Raw genomic sequence first — 18,444 nt, forward strand, 5'->3', positions numbered from 1 at the left:
TTACCGATCGCTAAAACAGGATGAAGAATTCACGATATAAATGCGTTTTCATTTCTTCATTTTTTGAAACACTTTCATATAATAACAGGAAATTACCTATTTTAGAAAGTGAATTCAAATAAAATGTATATTTAAATAAGAGGTAAAATTCAGTCATTAATCAAATCATTTTATTTTTCGGGAAATAAAAAGCAACTTTTGTCGAAAGTTGCTTTAAGAAGTAGTAATTCTGCTATTAATGAGTTGAATACATAGTAAGAATAGAAGGGACATACTAATCGTTATGATTACAAGTGTCCAAGCTAGTTGCATATTACTTGCATCAATAGCCATATAAATCGCCGTTGGAATCGTCTGAGTTTTGCCAGGTATATTTCCTGCAAACATTAAAGTTGCACCAAATTCACCAAGTGCGCGAACAAAGCTTAAAATCATACCACTTAGTAACGCAGGAAATGCAAGCGGGAGTGTGACATGTAGAAAAACTTGGTATTCACTTGCACCAAGATCGCGCGCGCCATCTTCAATTTGTACATTTGCGATAGAAAATCCTGTTTTTGCTGATTGGTACATGAGCGGAAATGCAACAACTGTAGAAGCAATGATAGCAGCAGTAGATGTAAACATAATGGACTGCTGAAATAATGATTCAATCCACTTTCCAATGGGACTGTTATTTCCGAAAATGATAATTAGAAAAAAGCCGATAACAGTTGGTGGAAGCACCATTGGTAATAAGAAAATAGTTTCTAGTAGTACTTTATATCGCCACGAGGAGCGCGCTAATGCTCGTCCAATAATCGTTCCCAAAATCGTAACGATAATGGTGGCGCACGCAGCTACTCGTAAAGATAGAAAGACAGGTGACAAAATTGTATCAAAGCTCATAGCAATTATGGCAGGAGTGTAAATCCATATTTCTTAAAGATAGATTGTGCATCTTTTGACTGTAAATATTCATAGAATGAAGTCGCCTCTTTCTTATGCTTAGATTCCTTTATAACACCTAAAGGATAGTGGATTGGCTCATGAGAATTAGACGCTGCCGCCTCTACAATTTTCACCTTGTCTGAAACGAGAGCGTCTGTTTTATATACAATACCAGCATCAACATTACCTGTTTCTACATATGTTAACACTTGGCGAACATCTTTTGTAAATACGATTTTATTTTGAACGTCATTCCAAAGATTTTCATGTGTGAGAGAAGCTTTTGCATATTTTCCTGCAGGTACGGATTCGGGTGTACCAAGTGCGATTTTCTTGATTTTCTCATCTTTTAAATCTTGAAATTTTGTAAGAGAACTATCTTTTGGAACGACTAGAACTAGTTCATTTCCAAGAAGGTTTTTCCCTTCTTTTTCATTAATGAATCCTTTTTTAACAAGGGTTTGGAATTTATCTTCTGCTGCAGAGAAGAATAAATCAGCAGGCGCACCTTGTTCAATTTGTTGTTGAAGTGCACCAGAAGCACCGAAGTTAAAAGAAAGCTTAATGTTTGGTTCTTTTTCTTTATATTGCTGTTCAATTTCTTTTAATGCATCTTGTAAACTTGCAGCCGCTGATATAGTCAGCTCCACTGATTCTCCCTCTTTAGCAGCTGACTTTTCTTCGCTTGAGCAAGCTACACTGAATATAAGAAGAAAAGAAAGTATAAGTACCCCAATGGATCGTAATGTAAATTTGTTCATAAAAAATCCCCCTTCGTTTACTAAATTAATTATAACTAAATATAACTAATTATAACTAGTTATAATTGAATATAATTTGAACGATATAGTTGTTTTTAAAAACTAGGAGAAATATTCTTTTCTTTGTTACAATGAAGGGAGAAAGTGAGGAATCGTCTATGGATCATCATTCCTACACAACGGAAGAAGTAGCAAAGCGATTAAAAGTATCAAAATTAACTGTATACGACCTAATTAAAAAAGGAGAACTTCCTTCTTATAGGGTTGGTAGACAAATGCGTATTGATGCAGCGGATTTAGAACAATATATCAAGCAAATGAAAACAGGTAAGGTGCAATTTACTTCTGTAAAGAAGGACGAAATTAGTAGTTCGAATACACGCATCATTAGTGGTCAAGAACTAACGTTAGATATGTTGGCAAAACATATAGAAAATCGTCTGCCAAATTCTAATATATTAAGAGCATATCAAGGTAGTTTAACGAGTTTAGTGAAGATGTACCAAGGAGAAGGAAGCGTCGTTAGTTTGCATTTATTTGATGGCGAAACAGGTACATATAATGTTCCTTACGTAAAACGTATTTTAGTTGGACAACCATATATTATGATTAATTTATTAGCGAGAAATGTTGGGTTTTATGTGCAAAAAGGGAATCCACAAAATATAAAAACATGGGCTGATTTAGCTCAGTCATCTATACGATTTGTAAATCGAGAAAAAGGTTCTGGTATTAGGGTGTTAGTGGATGAGCAATTGCGAATTCAAAAATTAAGTAAAGATATTAACGGGTATGAATGGGAAGAATCGAATCATCTTGGTGTTGCCTCGCAAGTCGCGAATGGAAAAGCTGATGTTGGGGTAGGTTCAGAAAAGTTTTCCCAAATTGTGAACGTAGACTTTATTCCGATAATGAAAGAGCAGTATGATTTAGTACTTCTGAAGAATAAAGAAAATGAGGAACTTATTGAGGTTATAAAAGGGATTTTGCAATCTGAAGAGTTTCACAATGAATTAAAAGCAATTGGTGGATATGATATAAGCAAAACAGGCCAAATTATATATGAAACAAATTAAAAGGCTGCTTGTCTATAAGACGAGCAGCCTTTTCTATATAAAGGTGGTTGGGGAAACAAATTGTTAAACGAGACTTTGAGCAAGTGTGTAAATGAAAGCTGTAAGAAGAGCTGCGCCACTTGCGAGTCCGATAAAGTGAAACTTTAATCAGTGGGGGTTTTCTTCATCCCCCACTGATTATTAGTTGAACCAATCGGGCTTTTACGGGCAGTTGATCCCCTGCCTAACTTCCTTGCTTTCGCTGAATTTTGAGGTAGGGGTCTTACTGCCCGTTAATGCGGGATAAAGTCTGATTTGTTAAATGTAATGTTGTTCATTATAATCTCTCCTTATTTGTTTAATGTAGTTGCAACTGCTTTTGCATCGACAAGTGCGGATAGCACCATGCCCATTGTATTGAAAAATTTGTTTGCTTTCATTTTGTTCATCATGCGTATCCGCTCCTTTTCGAATTGTTGTTGCCCTAATTTCTGTCTTAATTATATGAAATATGGCCGCCTGCAACTATCAAATTAGCTTACGGGAGACTTACACTTTTGTAAGAAAAAAAGACATTCGTGTAAGAATGTCCTTCACAGCATATTGATATGATGATGCTCTTCAATTGTTTTTAAAAAGCTACGCATCGAATTGGTCATGTAACTATCTTTACGGCGTATGAAAACAGTTGAAATACTACCGTATTTCTCCGGAATTGGATGGCAGTGTACTTTACCTGCTCTAGAAAGGTGCTGCACCGCAGACTGGGGGACGAGTGTAATCCCAAGACCGAGCGCTACGCTATTTAATATGGTTTCTAATATGTTAAATTCCATAATTCTTTTTGGTAGCAAACCTTCATCTTTAAGCCAACGTTCTAGCTTGGAACGGTATCCACATCCTTGATTAAAAACGAGTAGGGGCGTCGTAGTAAATTCTTCTATATGAAAAGCTTTATTTTGTGTAACCAGCATTAATTTTTCGGTGCTAACATCGTATTGTTCAATTAGTGGATGTTTAATAGGACCTGATATAAAAGCACCGTCTAAATGGTGATCGAGTACTTCTCTAATAAGTTCTTCCGTTAGACCGGCTTGTAATGATAAATCGACATTTGGATAGCTCTTATAGTAAGAAGACAAAATGGTAGGTAGTGTACTGACTGTTTCGACTGTACCAATTTTTAATATACCAGATGGTGTTTCACTATCTAAAAACACTTGTTTTAGCTCTTCAACATCTTGCAAAATTTTATGAACATAAACGAGCATTTTTCTTCCTTCAGCTGTTAAAGTCATGCCTCGTTTATGACGGTAAAAGAGCGGTGTTTTTAGCTCGTTTTCTAATTGTTTAATACGTGCGGTTACATTTGATTGTACGTAATTTAATTCCTTTGCTGCGCCACTTACACTACCTCGGTCAGCAACGCTCTGGAAGATTTGTAAGTCTCGTAATTCCATTGTATGCTCCCCCTTGATGTTAACTATCATTATAAATGATAGTTAACATCATTTTGAATCATTTTACGTGATATATTTTTTCTTTTACAATTCTCTTTGTGCAAATAGAAAGAAGTGAGGGATTGCGGTGAGAAGAAGTCAAATGATAATAGGTGCGTTGGCATGTTTAATTGCAAGTATGTCATGGGGAGCGATGTTTCCGGTTGCTGATCATGCGCTAGAATACATAGATCCGTTTTATTTTTCGTTAATTCGTTATGGGGCGGTAGCAATTGTACTGATGGTATTATTGCTAATGAAAGAAGGAAAGAAAGCATTTCGCTTAGAAGGAAGAGGAAAGTTACTCGTCTTTTTTGGAACAATGGCGTTTACCGTATACAATGTATTAATTTTTCTAGGACAAATGTTAATGGGAAAATCAGGTGTAATGGTAGCTTCTATTATGGAGGCGCTTATGCCGATGATTTCAATTTGTATTTTATGGGGATATAAAAATATAAAGCCGAAGAAGTATATGATAACGAGCATGATTATCGCATTTGTAGGGGCTGTATTTGTTATTACGAAAGGTGATATGAGTTTCTTTTTAACATTGAAAGATAATATATTTTCACTAGCATTTATATTTGTTGGTGTTGTAGGCTGGGTTATTTATACGATGGGTGGTCAAACGTGTAGCGATTGGTCAACATTACGTTATTCAACATTAACTTGTGTATTTGGGACAGCAGTTACAGGAAGTATAACTATGATCATTACCTCACTTGGATATGTATCAGTTCCAAGTATGGGAACGATTTCTGTTGTGAAGTATGACTTGTTATTTATGATGACATTACCAGGTATCGTAGCACTACTTGCTTGGAACTACGGTGTGAAAATCTTATCATCAATTAATGGTATTTTATTTATTAACTTTGTGCCAATTACTACTTTAGTTATTATGATGATGCAAGGATATAAAATAACGACATTTGATGTATTAGGAACATTATTTGTTATTGCAGCGCTTATTCGTAATAATGTTTGTCAGAGAAAAGAAGAAAATATAAATAAACAAGTTTTACAAGAAGAGCAATTGCGTCAAGCTGTTTAATAGGCAACTGGAGGATTTTTACATGTTAGAAAGTTTATTGTTTTTCTTTGCTGCTGGAGTTGCCTGCGAGCTTGCAGCAATTAATCGAAATGGTCGTAAGAATATAAAACAACAAGCTGAACTGATACAGCTTTTAAAAGAATTGAAGGAAAGAAAAAATTAAAAAGACGACCGGCATAGACGGTCGTCTTTTTCTATATAAAGTGAAACTTTAATTAGTGGGGATTTTGTTCATTCCTCACTGATTATTAGTCCTCACCAATCGGGCGTTTACGGGCAGTGGATCTCTCACCTAACTTCTTTGCTACAGCCGAATTTTGAGGTGGGAGTCTTACTGTCCGCAAATAGCGGGATAAAGGGGAAAGGGGACACAAAGTTATATAAGCGTAGCGGCGTAAATGAAAGCAGTAAGAAGAATCGAGCCGCTAGCTAGGCCTAAAAAATCTAATTTGTTAAAAGTCATGTTATTCATTATAAATTCTCCTTACTTGTTTAATGTAGAAGCAACAGCTTTTGCATCGATAAGAGCGGAAAATACCATGCCCATTGTATTTAAGAAATTGTTCGTTTTCATTTTGTTCATCATATAGATCCGCTCCTTTTCAAATGGTTGTTGTTACTTTCTGACTTAATTGTATACGATAGTGGAGGGAGTCACTATCGAATTAGCTTACAAGAAAATTACACTTTTGTAAGAATTGAAATTTAACAATAAATACTTATTTTTATTACCAACTCCTAAAACTTAGTGTTATAATCGTTATAAGAAAATGATTATACTTCGGATATTCAGAAAGGAACGAAACAAATGTATAAACTAATTACATTTTCGTTGAAATATATATTTAAAACAGCTGGGAAAGTAGAAGTACAAGGGAGAGAGAAATTACCGGAAGGTGGCCCTTACGTTGTTGCGTGCACACATACAAGTTTTATGGATGTTTTAATGTTAGCTGCAGGAATGTATCCAACTCAAATTCATTACATGGCAAAAAAAGAATTGTTTGAAGGTAAATTTAAAAATTGGTTTTTTAAAAATGTAAATGCGTTCCCTGTAGACCGTGCGAATCCAGGGCCAAGCACATTGAAAATACCATCGCGTTTATTAAAAGAGGGAAAAGTAGTAGGGATTTTCCCAAGTGGGACGAGATCATCAGAAGACGTTTCATTAAAAGCTGGGGCTGTTACGATTGCAATGCGTTCTAACGTTCCGTTAATACCGGCCGCTTATGTTGGTCCATCAAGTGTAAAAGAATTGATAAAAGGAAAAAAAGCGCAATTAGTTTTTGGAGAACCAATTCAAATTGATGCTGAAGAACAAATAGATCGAAAAACGGCTATGAAAATGATGACAGATGAATTAAATGCAAAGTTTGAAGAACTAAAGGAAGTTTTACAGCCAAATTAAAAGTAAGAAAAGACGACCGGGCATAGACGGTCGTCTTTTCTATTATTATTTATATAAAGGGGAAAGGGGACACAAAGTTATATAAGCGTAGCAGCGTAAATGAAAGCAGTAAGAAGAATCGAGCCGCTAGCTAGGCCTAAAAAATCTAATTTGTTAAAAGTCATGTTATTCATTATAAATTCTCCTTACTTGTTTAATGTAGAAGCAACAGCTTTTGCATCGATAAGAGCGGAAAACACCATGCCCATTGTATTTAAGAAATTGTTCGTTTTCATTTTGTTCATCATATAGATCCGCTCCTTTTCGAATAGTTGTTGCCTTGTTTCTGACTTAATTGTATGAAATATTGAGGAGAGTCACTATCGAATTAGCTTACAGGAAAATTACACTTTTGTAAGAAAAACAAATGAAAGTGTAATGATGAGAAGATTTGACATATGTTCATGTGATTTATTAAGTTAAAAGTAGAGGTGAGTGTATGGCTAATATTAAAGATATTGCAAAGATGGCTGGGGTTTCAGTTACGACTGTTTCGAGGGTATTAAATGATCATCCGTATGTAAGCAAAGAAAAAAGGAAAGTTGTTTTAGAAATAGTTGAGAAATTGAATTACTCACAAAATGCAAATGCTGTTCATTTATCAAAAGGGAAGACGAATATTGTTGGCGTGATTTTACCTTATATTAATCATCCGTCTTTTGATGCGATGGTGGGTGGAATGATGGAAGTTGCGTTAGCTCATAATTATCGAGTGCTTCTTTGTCAAACGAACTACAATAAAAAAGAAGAAATGAAAAGTTTACATATGTTGAAAACAAAGCAACTAGACGGTCTTATCATTTGTTCTCGTGCCAATGAGTGGGAAATTATAGAGCCTTATGCAGCATATGGGGCGGTTATTGCTTGTGAGGATAATGATATTGAAAGCATATCGAGTGTATATACAGATCATTTTAATGCCTTTCAATTAGGGATGAGTTACCTTATTGAAAAAGGTTATAAGAAGATTGGATATTGTACGGGAAGAAAGTTAGGGCCAAGTAGTAAGAAACGTTTTGATGCTTATAAACAACAGCTGCAATTAATAGATGAAGAAGTGATGGAAGATCGGATTTTCACAGAATGCTTTACATTAGAAGATGGTGTAAGAGTTGCACATCAATTCAAGGAGATGGAGAATCCTCCTGAAGCATTAATAGTGGCAGGGGATGAAGTTGCTATTGGGATCATGACAGAAGTTGAAAAATTAGGTATTAAAGTTCCTGAGGATTTAGCGATTATTGGTTTTGATAATCAACCGATTTCTCAAGTCTTACAACTGACAACCATTGACCAAAATTTAAAGGGAATAGGTAAGACGGCTTTTGAAATGTTTTACAGGCAAGTAAGCGATGAGAATTTTCCTAGACAAGAAAAGGTGGAAATTCCGTATGAACTTGTGGAGCGTTCTACAGTTTAGCCTTTATCCGTTATGTGTATAATCGCATAACGGATTATTTTTTTGAAATGTCTTTGACAGGAAACGCGTTTCATACTTTATAAATGATTTACACCGGTATGTAATAATCCATGGATTCTTTTCGAGTGTTAAAACAATGAATAGAATTTGGAGGAATATGCATGAATGAACTTTTATCGAGTATGAAAAAATATGTAAAGGATGACGAAGAGATTTTAGCCTTTATGGTAGGGATATTTGAGAATGATAATTTCACGCTATGTTATCAACATGGAATTTTTGCTGCCACGACTAGACGTCTCCTTTTTTACGGGAAATTTCCGTACTATCCCGCAATATTTAAAGATTACTCATATTTGCATATAGATGACATAGATTTCCGTCCATGTTTCGAGTTTACTTGTAATCATGAAACCGTTAGAGCTAAGTATATTCAGAAAGGGAATGTGGAGCAATTTGTTCGTGCAGTTAGAGCAAATATGAATAATTAATCACCCCTTTGTTTAAACATAATATTATGGTCATTATGAGAAAGAATGCGTAATAAAAACCACTTCTAAACCTCTAGGAGATAGTGATACAATGTCAAATGGGGGGAGGGATGAACTATGGTTAATCAACGTATAAAGGAAATCGCATTAATTACAATCGGTTCATTACTATTTGCAATTGGTATTAATTACTTCGCAATTCCAAACCGTTTATCAGAGGGTGGAATCATCGGTTTAACGGTTGTTACTTATTATTTATTTGATTGGTCACCAGGAATTGTGAATTTTGGTTTAAATGCAATTTTATTAGCTGTAGGTTATAAATTTTTTGATAAGAAAACGATGGTTTACACAATTATAGGTATTGTGGAAACATCTTTGTTTTTATACGTTACAGAGCACATTCAGTATCAAGTAAATAGTGATACATTATTAGCGGCTTTATTCGCTGGTGTATTTGTAGGTGTCGGATTAGGATGTATGTTCAAAGCTGGAGGTACATCAGGAGGATCGGCAATTTTAGCGCAGTTAGCAAATCAATATTTAGGTTGGAGCGTCGGAAAAGGCGTACTTATTATTGATATCATTGTAATTGCTGGTTCTGTATTTATAATAGGACAAGAAAAGGCGATGTATACACTTGTAGCTGTATTTGTCGGAGCGAAAGTGATTGATTTCATCGTGGAAGGTATGGATACAAAAACAGCTGTTACGATTATTTCGAATCAACCAGACTTAATTCGAGAGACTATTACGAAAAACATGACACGCGGTGTCACTGTATTAGAAGGACGTGGCGGATATACTGGTAAAAATAAAGAAGTATTGTATGTCGTTATTAATAAACAAGAGCTTGTTAAGTTAAAGCAAGTTATTAGTAGAGTTGATGAAGATGCCTTCGTTGTCATTCACGATGTGCGTGATGTACTTGGTGGTGGCTTTAAAGCGAGCTAAAAGATGAACGAGAAAATTCGTTCATCTTTTTTTATTCTTACAAAAATGTAAGGGTAATGTAATGGGATTGAATGGTAGATCAAATTCCCGCTCTTTAGAATGGATGTATAAGTATCCTGCAGAGGAGGAAGATCAGTATTATGAAGAAAAAAATGATTACTACTGTAATAGCTATGGTAGCGATAGTAGTAGTATTGCTACCTACGAAACTTGGACCAGTTATTGATAAGTATAATCCGCTTTATACGACGAAAGAATACTATACAATTGTGGATACGATCGGTCAGCATGTCGGTGATGAATGGTATGAATATGAATTTATTGCATTTGATGAACGTGGAAGAGAACAAAAAATAAAGAAAACTGTTAAACATATGTTAAAGAGAGATGAAGCGTTAAAGGTGTTCGCAAAAGGGCGTTACGGTGAGTCAATTGAAGAGATTGAGACTACAAGTATTCCTATAAATGCGAAGAGTAAACTTTTGGTGATGAGATAGCGAAATATACCCCCATCTATTTTTTGTCGAAAGTAAAAATACTGGGTTGGGGTATATTTTTGACTCATAAAAAAACCCCCTAGTTCGTATAAACTAGGGGTTTTTTTATATAAAGGGGAAGGGGACACATTGCAGTAATAAAAATGAAAGTATAAGAAGATTGGGCTACCGGCAATGTAATTTGGTTATGTGAGTATGCTTCTTATTTGGCTTACTTTCTAACCTTATTGTACGAAATATAGGTAAGGGAAACTATCGAATTACATTACACATATCTTACAAACATGTAAGCCTTCTGTAATGCAATTCGATAGTTAAAAGATAGTAAATTTAATATAGTGTAACTAGAAAGTCTCATTTTATTACTTTCTGATTCGTAATGTTAATGAAGAACGAAAAACCAACTAACTTTGAATAGCCCTCATCTTAGCTTAAGATGAGGGCCTTTTTTAAAACCTTACAATATTGTAAGGTTTACGTAAGTTAATTCGATAGTAATTTTGTCATATTTTTTGCATAATAGATACAAATAGATAAAAAATAATTAGGGATATATTAAGAAGGGAGAAAACCGGGATGCGTAAAGAAGAAGTAGTGAAGTTTCCAATTAAAGATTTCTGTAGCTACTTTACTGTTGCCATAGTATGTATTGGATTATTTGATATAATAACAAATTTAATTGTTAACTAATATAGATGATAAAACAAGAAAGGAGACCCTTTCTTGTTTTTTTTATGGGGGCATAAAGATGAAATGGATTGATAGCCATATACATGTTGATCAATATGAGAATGAAGAGAAAAGTAGATTACTTATAGATGTGGAAAACAGTAAAGAGATACAAGGGCTTATTGCAGTATCTATGAATTATCAATCATGTCTAGAAACTCTATCTTTAGCAAAGCGATATCCTTTTGTACATCCAGCAATAGGTTTTCATCCGGAGCAACCGACTCATAAAGAGGAATGTGAGCAAATTTATAAATTAATTGAAGATCATGTAGAGGAAATCGTTGCGATTGGTGAAGTGGGGCTCCCATATTATTTAAGGAAAGAAGATGAAAATATTGCTGTCGATCCATACATAGCGGTGTTAAAAGAGTTTGTTGAACTAGCTAGTAAATACGATTTACCAATTATACTGCATGCGGTTTATGAAGATGCTGACACTGTATGTGATTTACTTGAAGAATATAAAGTTTCACGTGCACACTTCCATTGGTTTAAAGGAAGTGAAGAGACAATGAAACGGATGATGAGGAACGGTTATTATATTTCTATCACACCGGATGTTTTACATAAGGAGAAAATTAGAAAAATTGTTTCGTATTATCCTTTAAAATATATGATGGTAGAAACAGATGGGCCATGGGAATTTCAAGATGGTGTTATGACGCACCCTAAAATGATTAAAGATGTATTACAAGAAATTAGTGTAATAAAAAGAATGTCTGTAGAGAAAGTTGCAGAGCAAATATATGAGAATACGGTGCGATTTTATCAAGTTATTGAGTCATAATAAAAACACCAAGCATCTCGCTTGGTGTTTTTATTATGACTCTAATTTTTTCGCGCGTCTTAATAATAAAAGAAAGACAATTATAATGAACCCAATTATAAGGAAGAACCCATGTTGTTTTATATAATCAATTATGTCCTTCGCACTTGTTGGCTGTTCAGCATGAATGCCGTCTTTATTAGTAGTAATATGAATATCTTTCATTTTTACTTCATTCGTTTCTTTTTGTAAATCAATCCACTCTATGTTTGGAATACTTTCTAGTTCTTTTAATACTTCTTTTAATGGTTTAACGCCCAAGTAAGGATGATAAAATGCACCGATAATTCCATCGGATAATTTTTCGACAGATAAAGCACGTTCTTTCATTTTTGCTATAGCTTGTGGTTTATCTTCTTCAATAAAGCCAACAGTTTCAGGAATTAATTTCATCCCATGTAAAAATGAAGGTGTACTTATATAAGCCGGTGAGTGCATCGATTTCCAAGTTTTATCGTTTAGTTGTATTTGTCCTACATAAGTTGAAAAATATTGTGATAGTATTTCATATCCTTTTTGAGACATTGTATAGTGCGGAGCTTCAAAAGCAACTGGATACAATTTAGCTTCTACAAGCTCTGTAATCCCTTTTTCAATATGCTCTTTAATATACTTTTCTTCAAAGGCTTTTCCGTTTTTAACGTATTTATTATAGTCCTCTGTAGATTGGAAATCGTCTTTTGTTTTTGGTTTTTCATGGTTCGGTTGACGAATTGGTTGATCAGTTTTTACATCCCAAAATTCAAAACCTTCGCCAGTTTCACTATCATAAAACTGATGTGTGTAACCATGCATAACGATAGAGCCACCATTATCTTGCATAAAGCGTAAAACATCGATTAATTCAGAGTTATCCTTTAAATGTACTGTTTTTCCTGTGTCTGGATCTTTGTAAACAGGGATAACGGTAATCATATAAGGGAGCTTTTTCTCTTTTAGTAATTCAGCGATTTCTTTTAATTGCTTTACATCTACAGCTGGGTGAACGTCTTCAAGACGTAAATAAGCTGTAGTTTTATTTGTCATAGGCTTTTGTTCGAAGTAAGAAAATAGCATTTCACCGACGTAATGGGACATCCAATCAAAAAGGTTCGGAGTTGCAACATAATATGATGTTCCTTGCTGAACGATTAACGGATGGGTTCCATCGGCACTCAAGGCGTAAGCAAGAGCTGTTCCTTTTGTTTCAACCTTCTTCATTAAGCGTTCTTCATGTAATTCATTTTTTAACTGGTGAGTCGGATATTCTATAGTGTGAGTTCGTATATCGGTTTCTTTCGAGGTAATGAAAGAAAAACGATTAGATAATTGTTCAACATTTTGTCCTAAAACTAATACTGGACCCGAGAAGTTTTCTAGAAATTGTTTTGCTTTAGTAGAAAAATCTTCTTTTTTCTCTCCAATATAAACAATATGTGTATAAGAAGATGAGTTAGTAGTTTCATTCATTTCTTTTAAACTTTTTACTGTTATATTATTTGTAAAGTGTCCTAACTGAGTATTAAGGATTTGTACATTGTTTGTAATTTTGTTGTTTTCTGTACTATACAAAATAAGTACTTTTGGCTTGGATGATGTTTGTGCAGAGATATGTATAGGAAAGAGTAGTAAAATGCTAAAAAAGAGTAGTAGGAATTTTTTCATTTATATATGCTCCTAGTCTATATAGAATTCAATTTACAATTATATACAATAAATGAGTTGTAGTCCATGTAAGTTACATTTTTGTACGTATTTACCACCTTTTTTTTCACAAAATCGGTCTAAAGCATGATGATAATATGTATAGTTATTTGCTATGATTGAAGGGTAAGAGAATGATAGAGTGTAGGTAATTGTAAAGGGAAGGCTGAAGGGGGACAAATTTCAGCGGAGAAAGAGGTAGAGGTAGTGAAGAAATTCTTTGTAGGATTTTTAGTTGTTCTTGGAGTGTATTTATATTTCCAAGGAAAGTCTGAAGGAATGGGTAAGCTAATGAATGAAACAAGCTATGTTGATTCAGAAGAAGTAAAACAGATGAAACAAATCATTATAGAGGAAGCAAAGAAAGTAAACCTTCCGGAATGGATACCTCTTACAATTGCCGAACATGAAAGTAGGTTAAATCCAAGAAGTGTTGGAGATAACGGAACTTCATTCGGATTGTTTCAATTACACCGCGGTGGTGGGCTTGCGCCAGATCATTTAACTGATGAAGAGCTGAAAGATCCACGTATAAATGCACAAATTGCAATGCCGCATTTAATGAAAGGTTATAAGCGCGGGGTGCAAAAAGGTTTGACTGATTTTGCATTACTGAAATATATAGCGAATACATCTGGATGGCCAGGGAATTTAGGACCAGAGTGGACGGATAACAATATGAAGTATAACATCGGATTAGAGGATGTGTACTATCGAAATAAAGGTGTAATTAAAGAGTAGGTTTTCTATACCTACTCTGTTTTTCTATGAATAATTGTATCCTCTTGCCTCGTGAAATACTGCGCTAATTGTATTTTCACATCTTCTAGTTTTGTAGAAACTTGCGGTATTTTATAGCCTACATACAACGGTGAAACTACAAACCTGGGAACAACTTTACAAATGATTTTTCCGTTCAGGTGATAGAAGAATAAGTTATAACTACTACACCCTTTATGGAAATCCGTTAATATGTAACATACAGTTTGCTGAATGTAACTTGCCATTTCATCTATAAATGCAATATCTTCAATGATGATGTTAAATTCAGTAAAACCGATAATGGGGCGCTCTGAAATATTAAGTTCAATGCGTTCGTTTTTTTGTACAATTACCCCTTGGAAATTTTCGTTTTCTATGTTTGCGAGATAGTCTACATATTTCATTCCGATAATTTGCATATGTGCATGATGCAAACTTCCACCTGAAAATGGACCATGATTTTTATATAAAATAACAGATGTAAATTCATCACTTTTCTGTAAGTCTAACCAGTGTTTAATGGAAAAACGAATTAGTGATCTCATATGTTCTTCTGTATATGTTGCGATATGATCATCACAATTATCCGTTTCGATTAGCACGGTTTGAAATGTATCTTTTAGTGTAGGGAATTTATTTTTCAACCAAATAATAGAACCCTCGGTTGCTAAAATATCAGTTAAATTTTCTCTGTCACAAAAAGGACATGTAGCGCTTCTGTTCCGAATGCTTTCTGGTTTTTGTTTACCGATATCGTTTAAAAAATATAGTTGTTGTGTATCCATTTCTCTATACCCCTTTTAAATGTGTGTAAAACTTCCGTCTAATACATTCGGGAAAAGGAGGGGGAAATCCTTTAAAGGAAATAGAGAAAAAATAAAAGACAAGATATCCTCATTACAATAGGGTACCTTGTCTTTTATTTTTTCTTTAATAGTGTGTATGGATAATATAGAGCACTTTCATTTTGTTTCTTTTTTCTATTTTTTATTGTGTATAAGGCAATTGCTGTACTTGCGATTACAATAATGGCTTTCTTCATATTCATATACCCCTTTTTATTGTTGGTTTAATTCTTGGCTAACTGCTTTTGCATCGACTAAAGCGTGTAAAACCATTTTTACCATGTTCATCATATTCCTTCACTCCTTTTTATAATTCGTTTAGTTCTTTTACAACTGCTTGTCCGTTCACTAATACCTCAAAGATTGCTTTTACGATTTCTTTTATCATGATTGTTTCCTCCTTTATTTGTCTCTCTTGTTTACATCTTTATTGTATAGGGAGGCGTCTTTTCGTACTATCGCTTTCCATTACGTGAACATAACAGTTTTGTAAGATTTGATGTCACTTATTGAAATGTTTAGTCTATCTTCATTATTTTCAGAAAAATGACTATTCAAACATGAAATGGGAAAGTATAATAAAGAAGTAAGTATTAAATTCCGTACGAAAGGGGTGAATGAGATGAAATGTTCTTTAGCTACGCGCACAAAATTTTTAGATTATATCTATATTTGTCGTGCGATTTTTCATGATGTAGTTGTTAACGGGATACGTATGCCCTTTTTTAACAATTGCATAGTAGCTATTGAACGATAGAAATCTCTTCACCCATTTTTGATAAACGTGTGAAAAGGGAGCTATTTGGCTTCCTTTTTCTATGCCAAAAACCATGGGGAACGTTTCTTTCCCATGGTTTTTTATATTGAAAGGAGTACGGAAAATGACAATTTGTAGTGTAAATAATGTAACGAAATCTTTTGGTGGAAACATCATATTTGAAAATATATCGCTTGAAATAAAGAATGGAGAACGTATTGGATTAGTTGGTCGTAACGGTAGTGGGAAGACAACTATCTTTCAGCTTCTAACAGGAATGGAGAGTTTGGATGTAGGAGCCATTCATATAAAGAAAGGTACACGCATCGGTCATGTAGCACAAATTCCAAAATTCAATAATGAAATGAATGTATATGATGTATTAAGCTCCGCTTTTAAAAAGGAAAAAGAGTTGGAGATAGAAATGCATGCTTTAGAAAAAAATATGGCGGAAGAACAGGAATCATCTGCTTTACAAAAATTGATGGAGAGATACGGAGTAATTCAAGAAAGGTACGCGTTTCTCGGTGGTTATGAAATAGAAGCGAATATTATGAAGGTAGCAAATGGTCTACAGGTGACGGAACTATTTTCCCGATCATTTATGGAGTTAAGTGGTGGAGAACAAACAAAAGTAAGCCTTGCGTATATGCTATTGCAGAAACCAGATTTACTTTTATTAGATGAACCAACAAATCATCTGGACTTATTTGCAGTCGAGTGGTTAGAGCAATTTCTAAAAGAGTATACAGGAACAGTTATGGTCATTTCACATGATCGCTATTTCCTTGATGAAGTTGTAACGAAAATTTTTGATTTAGAAGATGGAGAAATTCACGTATATCATACGAACTATTCACAGTTTGTTGAGGAAAAGGAAGAAAGATTGCTTCAAGAATTTCAAGCGTATCAAGAACAGCAAAAGAAAATAAAGAAAATGAAAGAAGCAATTAAGCGTCTACGTGAATGGGCAAATCAAGCGAATCCGCCGAATGAAGGATTGCATAAGAGAGCCAGAAATATGGAACGTGCATTAGAGCGCATAGAGAAACTAAAGAGACCCATTTTGGATAGAAAACAGATGGGACTTCAGTTTGAAGGGCAAGAGAGAAGCGGAAAAGATGTTGTTGTAATGAAAGAAGTGAGTAAAGGATTTGCTGACAGATCTTTATTCGAGAAAGTAAATTTGCATATTCGTTTTCAGGAGCGCGCAGCTATCGTTGGACGTAACGGTACAGGAAAGACTACGTTATTAAAATTACTACTAGAAGAAATGAAGCAAGATACTGGTGAAATTCGGATTGGTAGTAGTGTGAAAATCGGTTATTTATCGCAACATGCGTACGGGAATATGAAGAACAATGTATTGGAAGCTTTTAGAGAGTGTGTAGCTGTAGCAGAGGGAGAAGCAAGACATATATTAGCTCGGTTTTTATTTTATGGTCCAGCTGTTTTTAAGAAAGTAACGCAACTTAGCGGTGGAGAAAAAATGAGGTTAAGACTCGCGCAACTTATGTATCAAGATGTTAACTTTCTCATTTTAGATGAACCGACGAATCATCTTGATATTGAATCAAGGGAAGTTTTAGAGGAAGCCCTTGAACAATATAACGGGACGATTTTAGCTGTTTCACATGATCGTTATTTCTTAAATAAATTGTTTGAAAAGACATATTGGATTGATGAGCACAAATTATTTGAGTTTGCAGGGAACTATGCATGGGCTCGTCAAAAGTGGGAAGAAAGAATTGAGAAACAAGTAGCAAAACAGAAGCAGCAACAGCAACAGCAAGGGAATAGAGCGTTAGAAGTAATGCCTATAAAAAAGAAGAAGGCTAGGAATTTAGAGGAAGTTGAAAGCGAGTTAATGCATATAGAAGAAGATATATATGCACTTGAATGTAAAATGGAACATGTAGTTGATGTTGAAATGCTTGAACAATTGTATGAAGAAAAAACGAAAAAAGAGTTTTTACGAGCGGAGTTATATAATGAGTTAGAGAATATTGTGGAGTAAAGAGTAGAAAGCTAATTCCTTTCAGTTTTGCTGAAGGGATTAGCTTTCTTTTTTATAATAATATTTTACGTAAAGGATAAAGTGAAACTTTAATCAGTGGGGGGTGTTCATCCCCCACTGATTATTAGTTGAACCAATCGGGCGTTTACGGGCAGTTAATCCCCCCATCTAACTTCTTTACTCCAGCCGAATTTTGAGGTGGGAGTTTTACTGCCCGTTAATGCGGGATAAATAAAAAATGTGTTTCACGTGAAACAGTAATTTTGATAAATCTTTGTTACGCAATTTTCATAGGTTGAGAAACATATGAAATGGTAAGAAGGAAAATAAACGTTATTAGAAGTGTTTTTGATAAGAGTAATTACAAAAGTATTGGCTAATTATTTCCCAAGACATAAGTGTGTGTAATAGAGACTTGGGGATTGAAGATAAAAAAGAAAGCAGAGTTACAGCTTTACGCGCTGAACTCTGCTTTCTTTTTGTGTGGTATCTTCCCTCGTTGAAATTATAATAGCGATCCCGAGCATAACGAAAAAAGCTAAAAAGAGGACGAACTTTGGGAAGAACGGGAATAGTAATAACGCCCCGACTATCATGATTGTTAATAATACATAGTGCAGGACATATTGGAATAGGTTGTCCATATTTTCGCCCCCTTCTTGGTAGTTAATTGTTATTATTCTATGCGGGACTATTAGGTAATAGAAGGTG

21 protein-coding genes and 1 pseudogene are annotated in these 18,444 nt (G+C 34.5%); 12 read left to right on the forward strand and 10 right to left on the reverse strand.

Going from position 1 to position 18,444, the window contains the following annotated elements:
- Positions 1–213: 213 nt before the first annotated feature.
- Complete coding sequence (gene modB, locus JTF23_RS22335) at positions 214–888, reverse strand: molybdate ABC transporter permease subunit (RefSeq protein WP_002151307.1); 675 nt, start codon at positions 886–888, stop codon at positions 214–216.
- 5 nt (positions 889–893) lie between these two features.
- A complete protein-coding gene (modA, locus tag JTF23_RS22340) occupies positions 894–1,691 on the reverse strand; it encodes a molybdate ABC transporter substrate-binding protein (RefSeq protein ID WP_204209751.1) in 798 nt (265 codons plus the stop codon).
- 131 nt (positions 1,692–1,822) lie between these two features.
- Here modA and JTF23_RS22345 point away from each other — a divergent pair, with 131 nt between their 5' ends.
- Entirely contained in the window at positions 1,823–2,767 is a 945-nt protein-coding gene (locus tag JTF23_RS22345) for a substrate-binding domain-containing protein (protein WP_070127836.1), read from the forward strand.
- A gap of 63 nt (positions 2,768–2,830) precedes the next feature.
- Here the strand turns inward: JTF23_RS22345 and JTF23_RS22350 are convergent.
- A pseudogene (locus JTF23_RS22350) lies at positions 2,831–2,911 on the reverse strand (DUF3948 family protein); the annotation flags it as partial.
- Between the two features lie 428 nt (positions 2,912–3,339).
- The gene (locus tag JTF23_RS22355) at positions 3,340–4,206 is read right to left on the reverse strand and encodes a LysR family transcriptional regulator (RefSeq protein ID WP_204209752.1); all 867 of its coding nucleotides are present in this window, start codon (positions 4,204–4,206) and stop codon (positions 3,340–3,342) included.
- Positions 4,207–4,333: 127 nt separating this feature from the next.
- On the opposite strand from JTF23_RS22355, the gene JTF23_RS22360 reads away from it, so the two are divergent.
- Together JTF23_RS22360 and JTF23_RS22365 are read left to right on the forward strand one after the other, a co-directional pair.
- On the forward strand, positions 4,334–5,302 hold the full coding sequence (locus tag JTF23_RS22360; protein ID WP_204209754.1) for a DMT family transporter: 969 nt from the start codon (positions 4,334–4,336) through the stop codon (positions 5,300–5,302).
- Between the two features lie 22 nt (positions 5,303–5,324).
- Positions 5,325–5,465: a YrzO family protein gene (locus tag JTF23_RS22365; protein WP_002151322.1), complete on the forward strand. Its 141-nt coding sequence runs from the start codon at positions 5,325–5,327 to the stop codon at positions 5,463–5,465.
- A 213-nt stretch (positions 5,466–5,678) separates the two neighbouring features.
- Here the strand turns inward: JTF23_RS22365 and JTF23_RS22370 are convergent, their stop codons facing one another.
- Entirely contained in the window at positions 5,679–5,774 is a 96-nt protein-coding gene (locus JTF23_RS22370; RefSeq protein ID WP_002124767.1) for a DUF3948 family protein, read from the reverse strand.
- Between the two features lie 336 nt (positions 5,775–6,110).
- Between JTF23_RS22370 and JTF23_RS22375 the strand changes: the two genes are divergently transcribed.
- Positions 6,111–6,710: a lysophospholipid acyltransferase family protein gene (locus JTF23_RS22375; protein WP_204209755.1), complete on the forward strand. Its 600-nt coding sequence runs from the start codon at positions 6,111–6,113 to the stop codon at positions 6,708–6,710.
- A gap of 77 nt (positions 6,711–6,787) precedes the next feature.
- Here the strand turns inward: JTF23_RS22375 and JTF23_RS22380 are convergent, their stop codons facing one another.
- Entirely contained in the window at positions 6,788–6,883 is a 96-nt protein-coding gene (locus tag JTF23_RS22380; RefSeq protein WP_002124767.1) for a DUF3948 family protein, read from the reverse strand.
- A gap of 305 nt (positions 6,884–7,188) precedes the next feature.
- Here JTF23_RS22380 and JTF23_RS22385 point away from each other — a divergent pair, with 305 nt between their 5' ends.
- From JTF23_RS22385 to JTF23_RS22405, 5 genes are all read left to right on the forward strand, one after another.
- Complete coding sequence (locus JTF23_RS22385) at positions 7,189–8,169, forward strand: LacI family DNA-binding transcriptional regulator (protein WP_204209757.1); 981 nt, start codon at positions 7,189–7,191, stop codon at positions 8,167–8,169.
- Positions 8,170–8,330: 161 nt separating this feature from the next.
- The gene (locus JTF23_RS22390; RefSeq protein ID WP_016103343.1) at positions 8,331–8,660 is read left to right on the forward strand and encodes a PH domain-containing protein; all 330 of its coding nucleotides are present in this window, start codon (positions 8,331–8,333) and stop codon (positions 8,658–8,660) included.
- 117 nt (positions 8,661–8,777) lie between these two features.
- Positions 8,778–9,614 carry a YitT family protein gene (locus JTF23_RS22395; protein WP_002159558.1) on the forward strand — a complete coding sequence of 279 codons (837 nt, stop codon included), beginning with the start codon at positions 8,778–8,780 and terminating at the stop codon, positions 9,612–9,614.
- Between the two features lie 140 nt (positions 9,615–9,754).
- A complete protein-coding gene (locus JTF23_RS22400) occupies positions 9,755–10,111 on the forward strand; it encodes a YxeA family protein (protein ID WP_204209759.1) in 357 nt (118 codons plus the stop codon).
- Positions 10,112–10,859: 748 nt separating this feature from the next.
- Positions 10,860–11,630 carry a TatD family hydrolase gene (locus JTF23_RS22405; protein ID WP_204209761.1) on the forward strand — a complete coding sequence of 257 codons (771 nt, stop codon included), beginning with the start codon at positions 10,860–10,862 and terminating at the stop codon, positions 11,628–11,630.
- A 33-nt stretch (positions 11,631–11,663) separates the two neighbouring features.
- Here the strand turns inward: JTF23_RS22405 and JTF23_RS22410 are convergent, their stop codons facing one another.
- A complete protein-coding gene (locus tag JTF23_RS22410) occupies positions 11,664–13,313 on the reverse strand; it encodes a DUF2334 domain-containing protein (RefSeq protein ID WP_204209762.1) in 1,650 nt (549 codons plus the stop codon).
- A 246-nt stretch (positions 13,314–13,559) separates the two neighbouring features.
- Between JTF23_RS22410 and JTF23_RS22415 the strand changes: the two genes are divergently transcribed.
- The gene (locus JTF23_RS22415) at positions 13,560–14,093 is read left to right on the forward strand and encodes a transglycosylase SLT domain-containing protein (protein ID WP_002159554.1); all 534 of its coding nucleotides are present in this window, start codon (positions 13,560–13,562) and stop codon (positions 14,091–14,093) included.
- A gap of 11 nt (positions 14,094–14,104) precedes the next feature.
- Here the strand turns inward: JTF23_RS22415 and JTF23_RS22420 are convergent, their stop codons facing one another.
- Together JTF23_RS22420 and JTF23_RS22425 are read right to left on the reverse strand one after the other, a co-directional pair.
- On the reverse strand, positions 14,105–14,899 hold the full coding sequence (locus JTF23_RS22420) for a DUF4931 domain-containing protein (protein ID WP_204209764.1): 795 nt from the start codon (positions 14,897–14,899) through the stop codon (positions 14,105–14,107).
- 134 nt (positions 14,900–15,033) lie between these two features.
- Positions 15,034–15,162 carry a spore coat protein B gene (locus tag JTF23_RS22425; RefSeq protein ID WP_204209765.1) on the reverse strand — a complete coding sequence of 43 codons (129 nt, stop codon included), beginning with the start codon at positions 15,160–15,162 and terminating at the stop codon, positions 15,034–15,036.
- Between the two features lie 419 nt (positions 15,163–15,581).
- Between JTF23_RS22425 and JTF23_RS22430 the strand changes: the two genes are divergently transcribed.
- Together JTF23_RS22430 and abc-f are read left to right on the forward strand one after the other, a co-directional pair.
- Positions 15,582–15,716, forward strand: coding sequence for an RAxF-45 family protein (locus tag JTF23_RS22430; protein WP_286674645.1), 135 nt, complete (start codon positions 15,582–15,584; stop codon positions 15,714–15,716).
- A 124-nt stretch (positions 15,717–15,840) separates the two neighbouring features.
- On the forward strand, positions 15,841–17,733 hold the full coding sequence (gene abc-f / locus JTF23_RS22435; protein WP_204209768.1) for a ribosomal protection-like ABC-F family protein: 1,893 nt from the start codon (positions 15,841–15,843) through the stop codon (positions 17,731–17,733).
- 446 nt (positions 17,734–18,179) lie between these two features.
- On the opposite strand, the gene JTF23_RS22440 is transcribed toward abc-f, so the two are convergent.
- A complete protein-coding gene (locus JTF23_RS22440; RefSeq protein ID WP_204209770.1) occupies positions 18,180–18,377 on the reverse strand; it encodes a hypothetical protein in 198 nt (65 codons plus the stop codon).
- Positions 18,378–18,444: the final 67 nt, after the last annotated feature.

It is taken from the genome of Bacillus sp. RIT 809 (assembly GCF_016892495.1).
In the GTDB taxonomy this organism is placed as follows: domain Bacteria; phylum Bacillota; class Bacilli; order Bacillales; family Bacillaceae_G; genus Bacillus_A; species Bacillus_A cereus_U.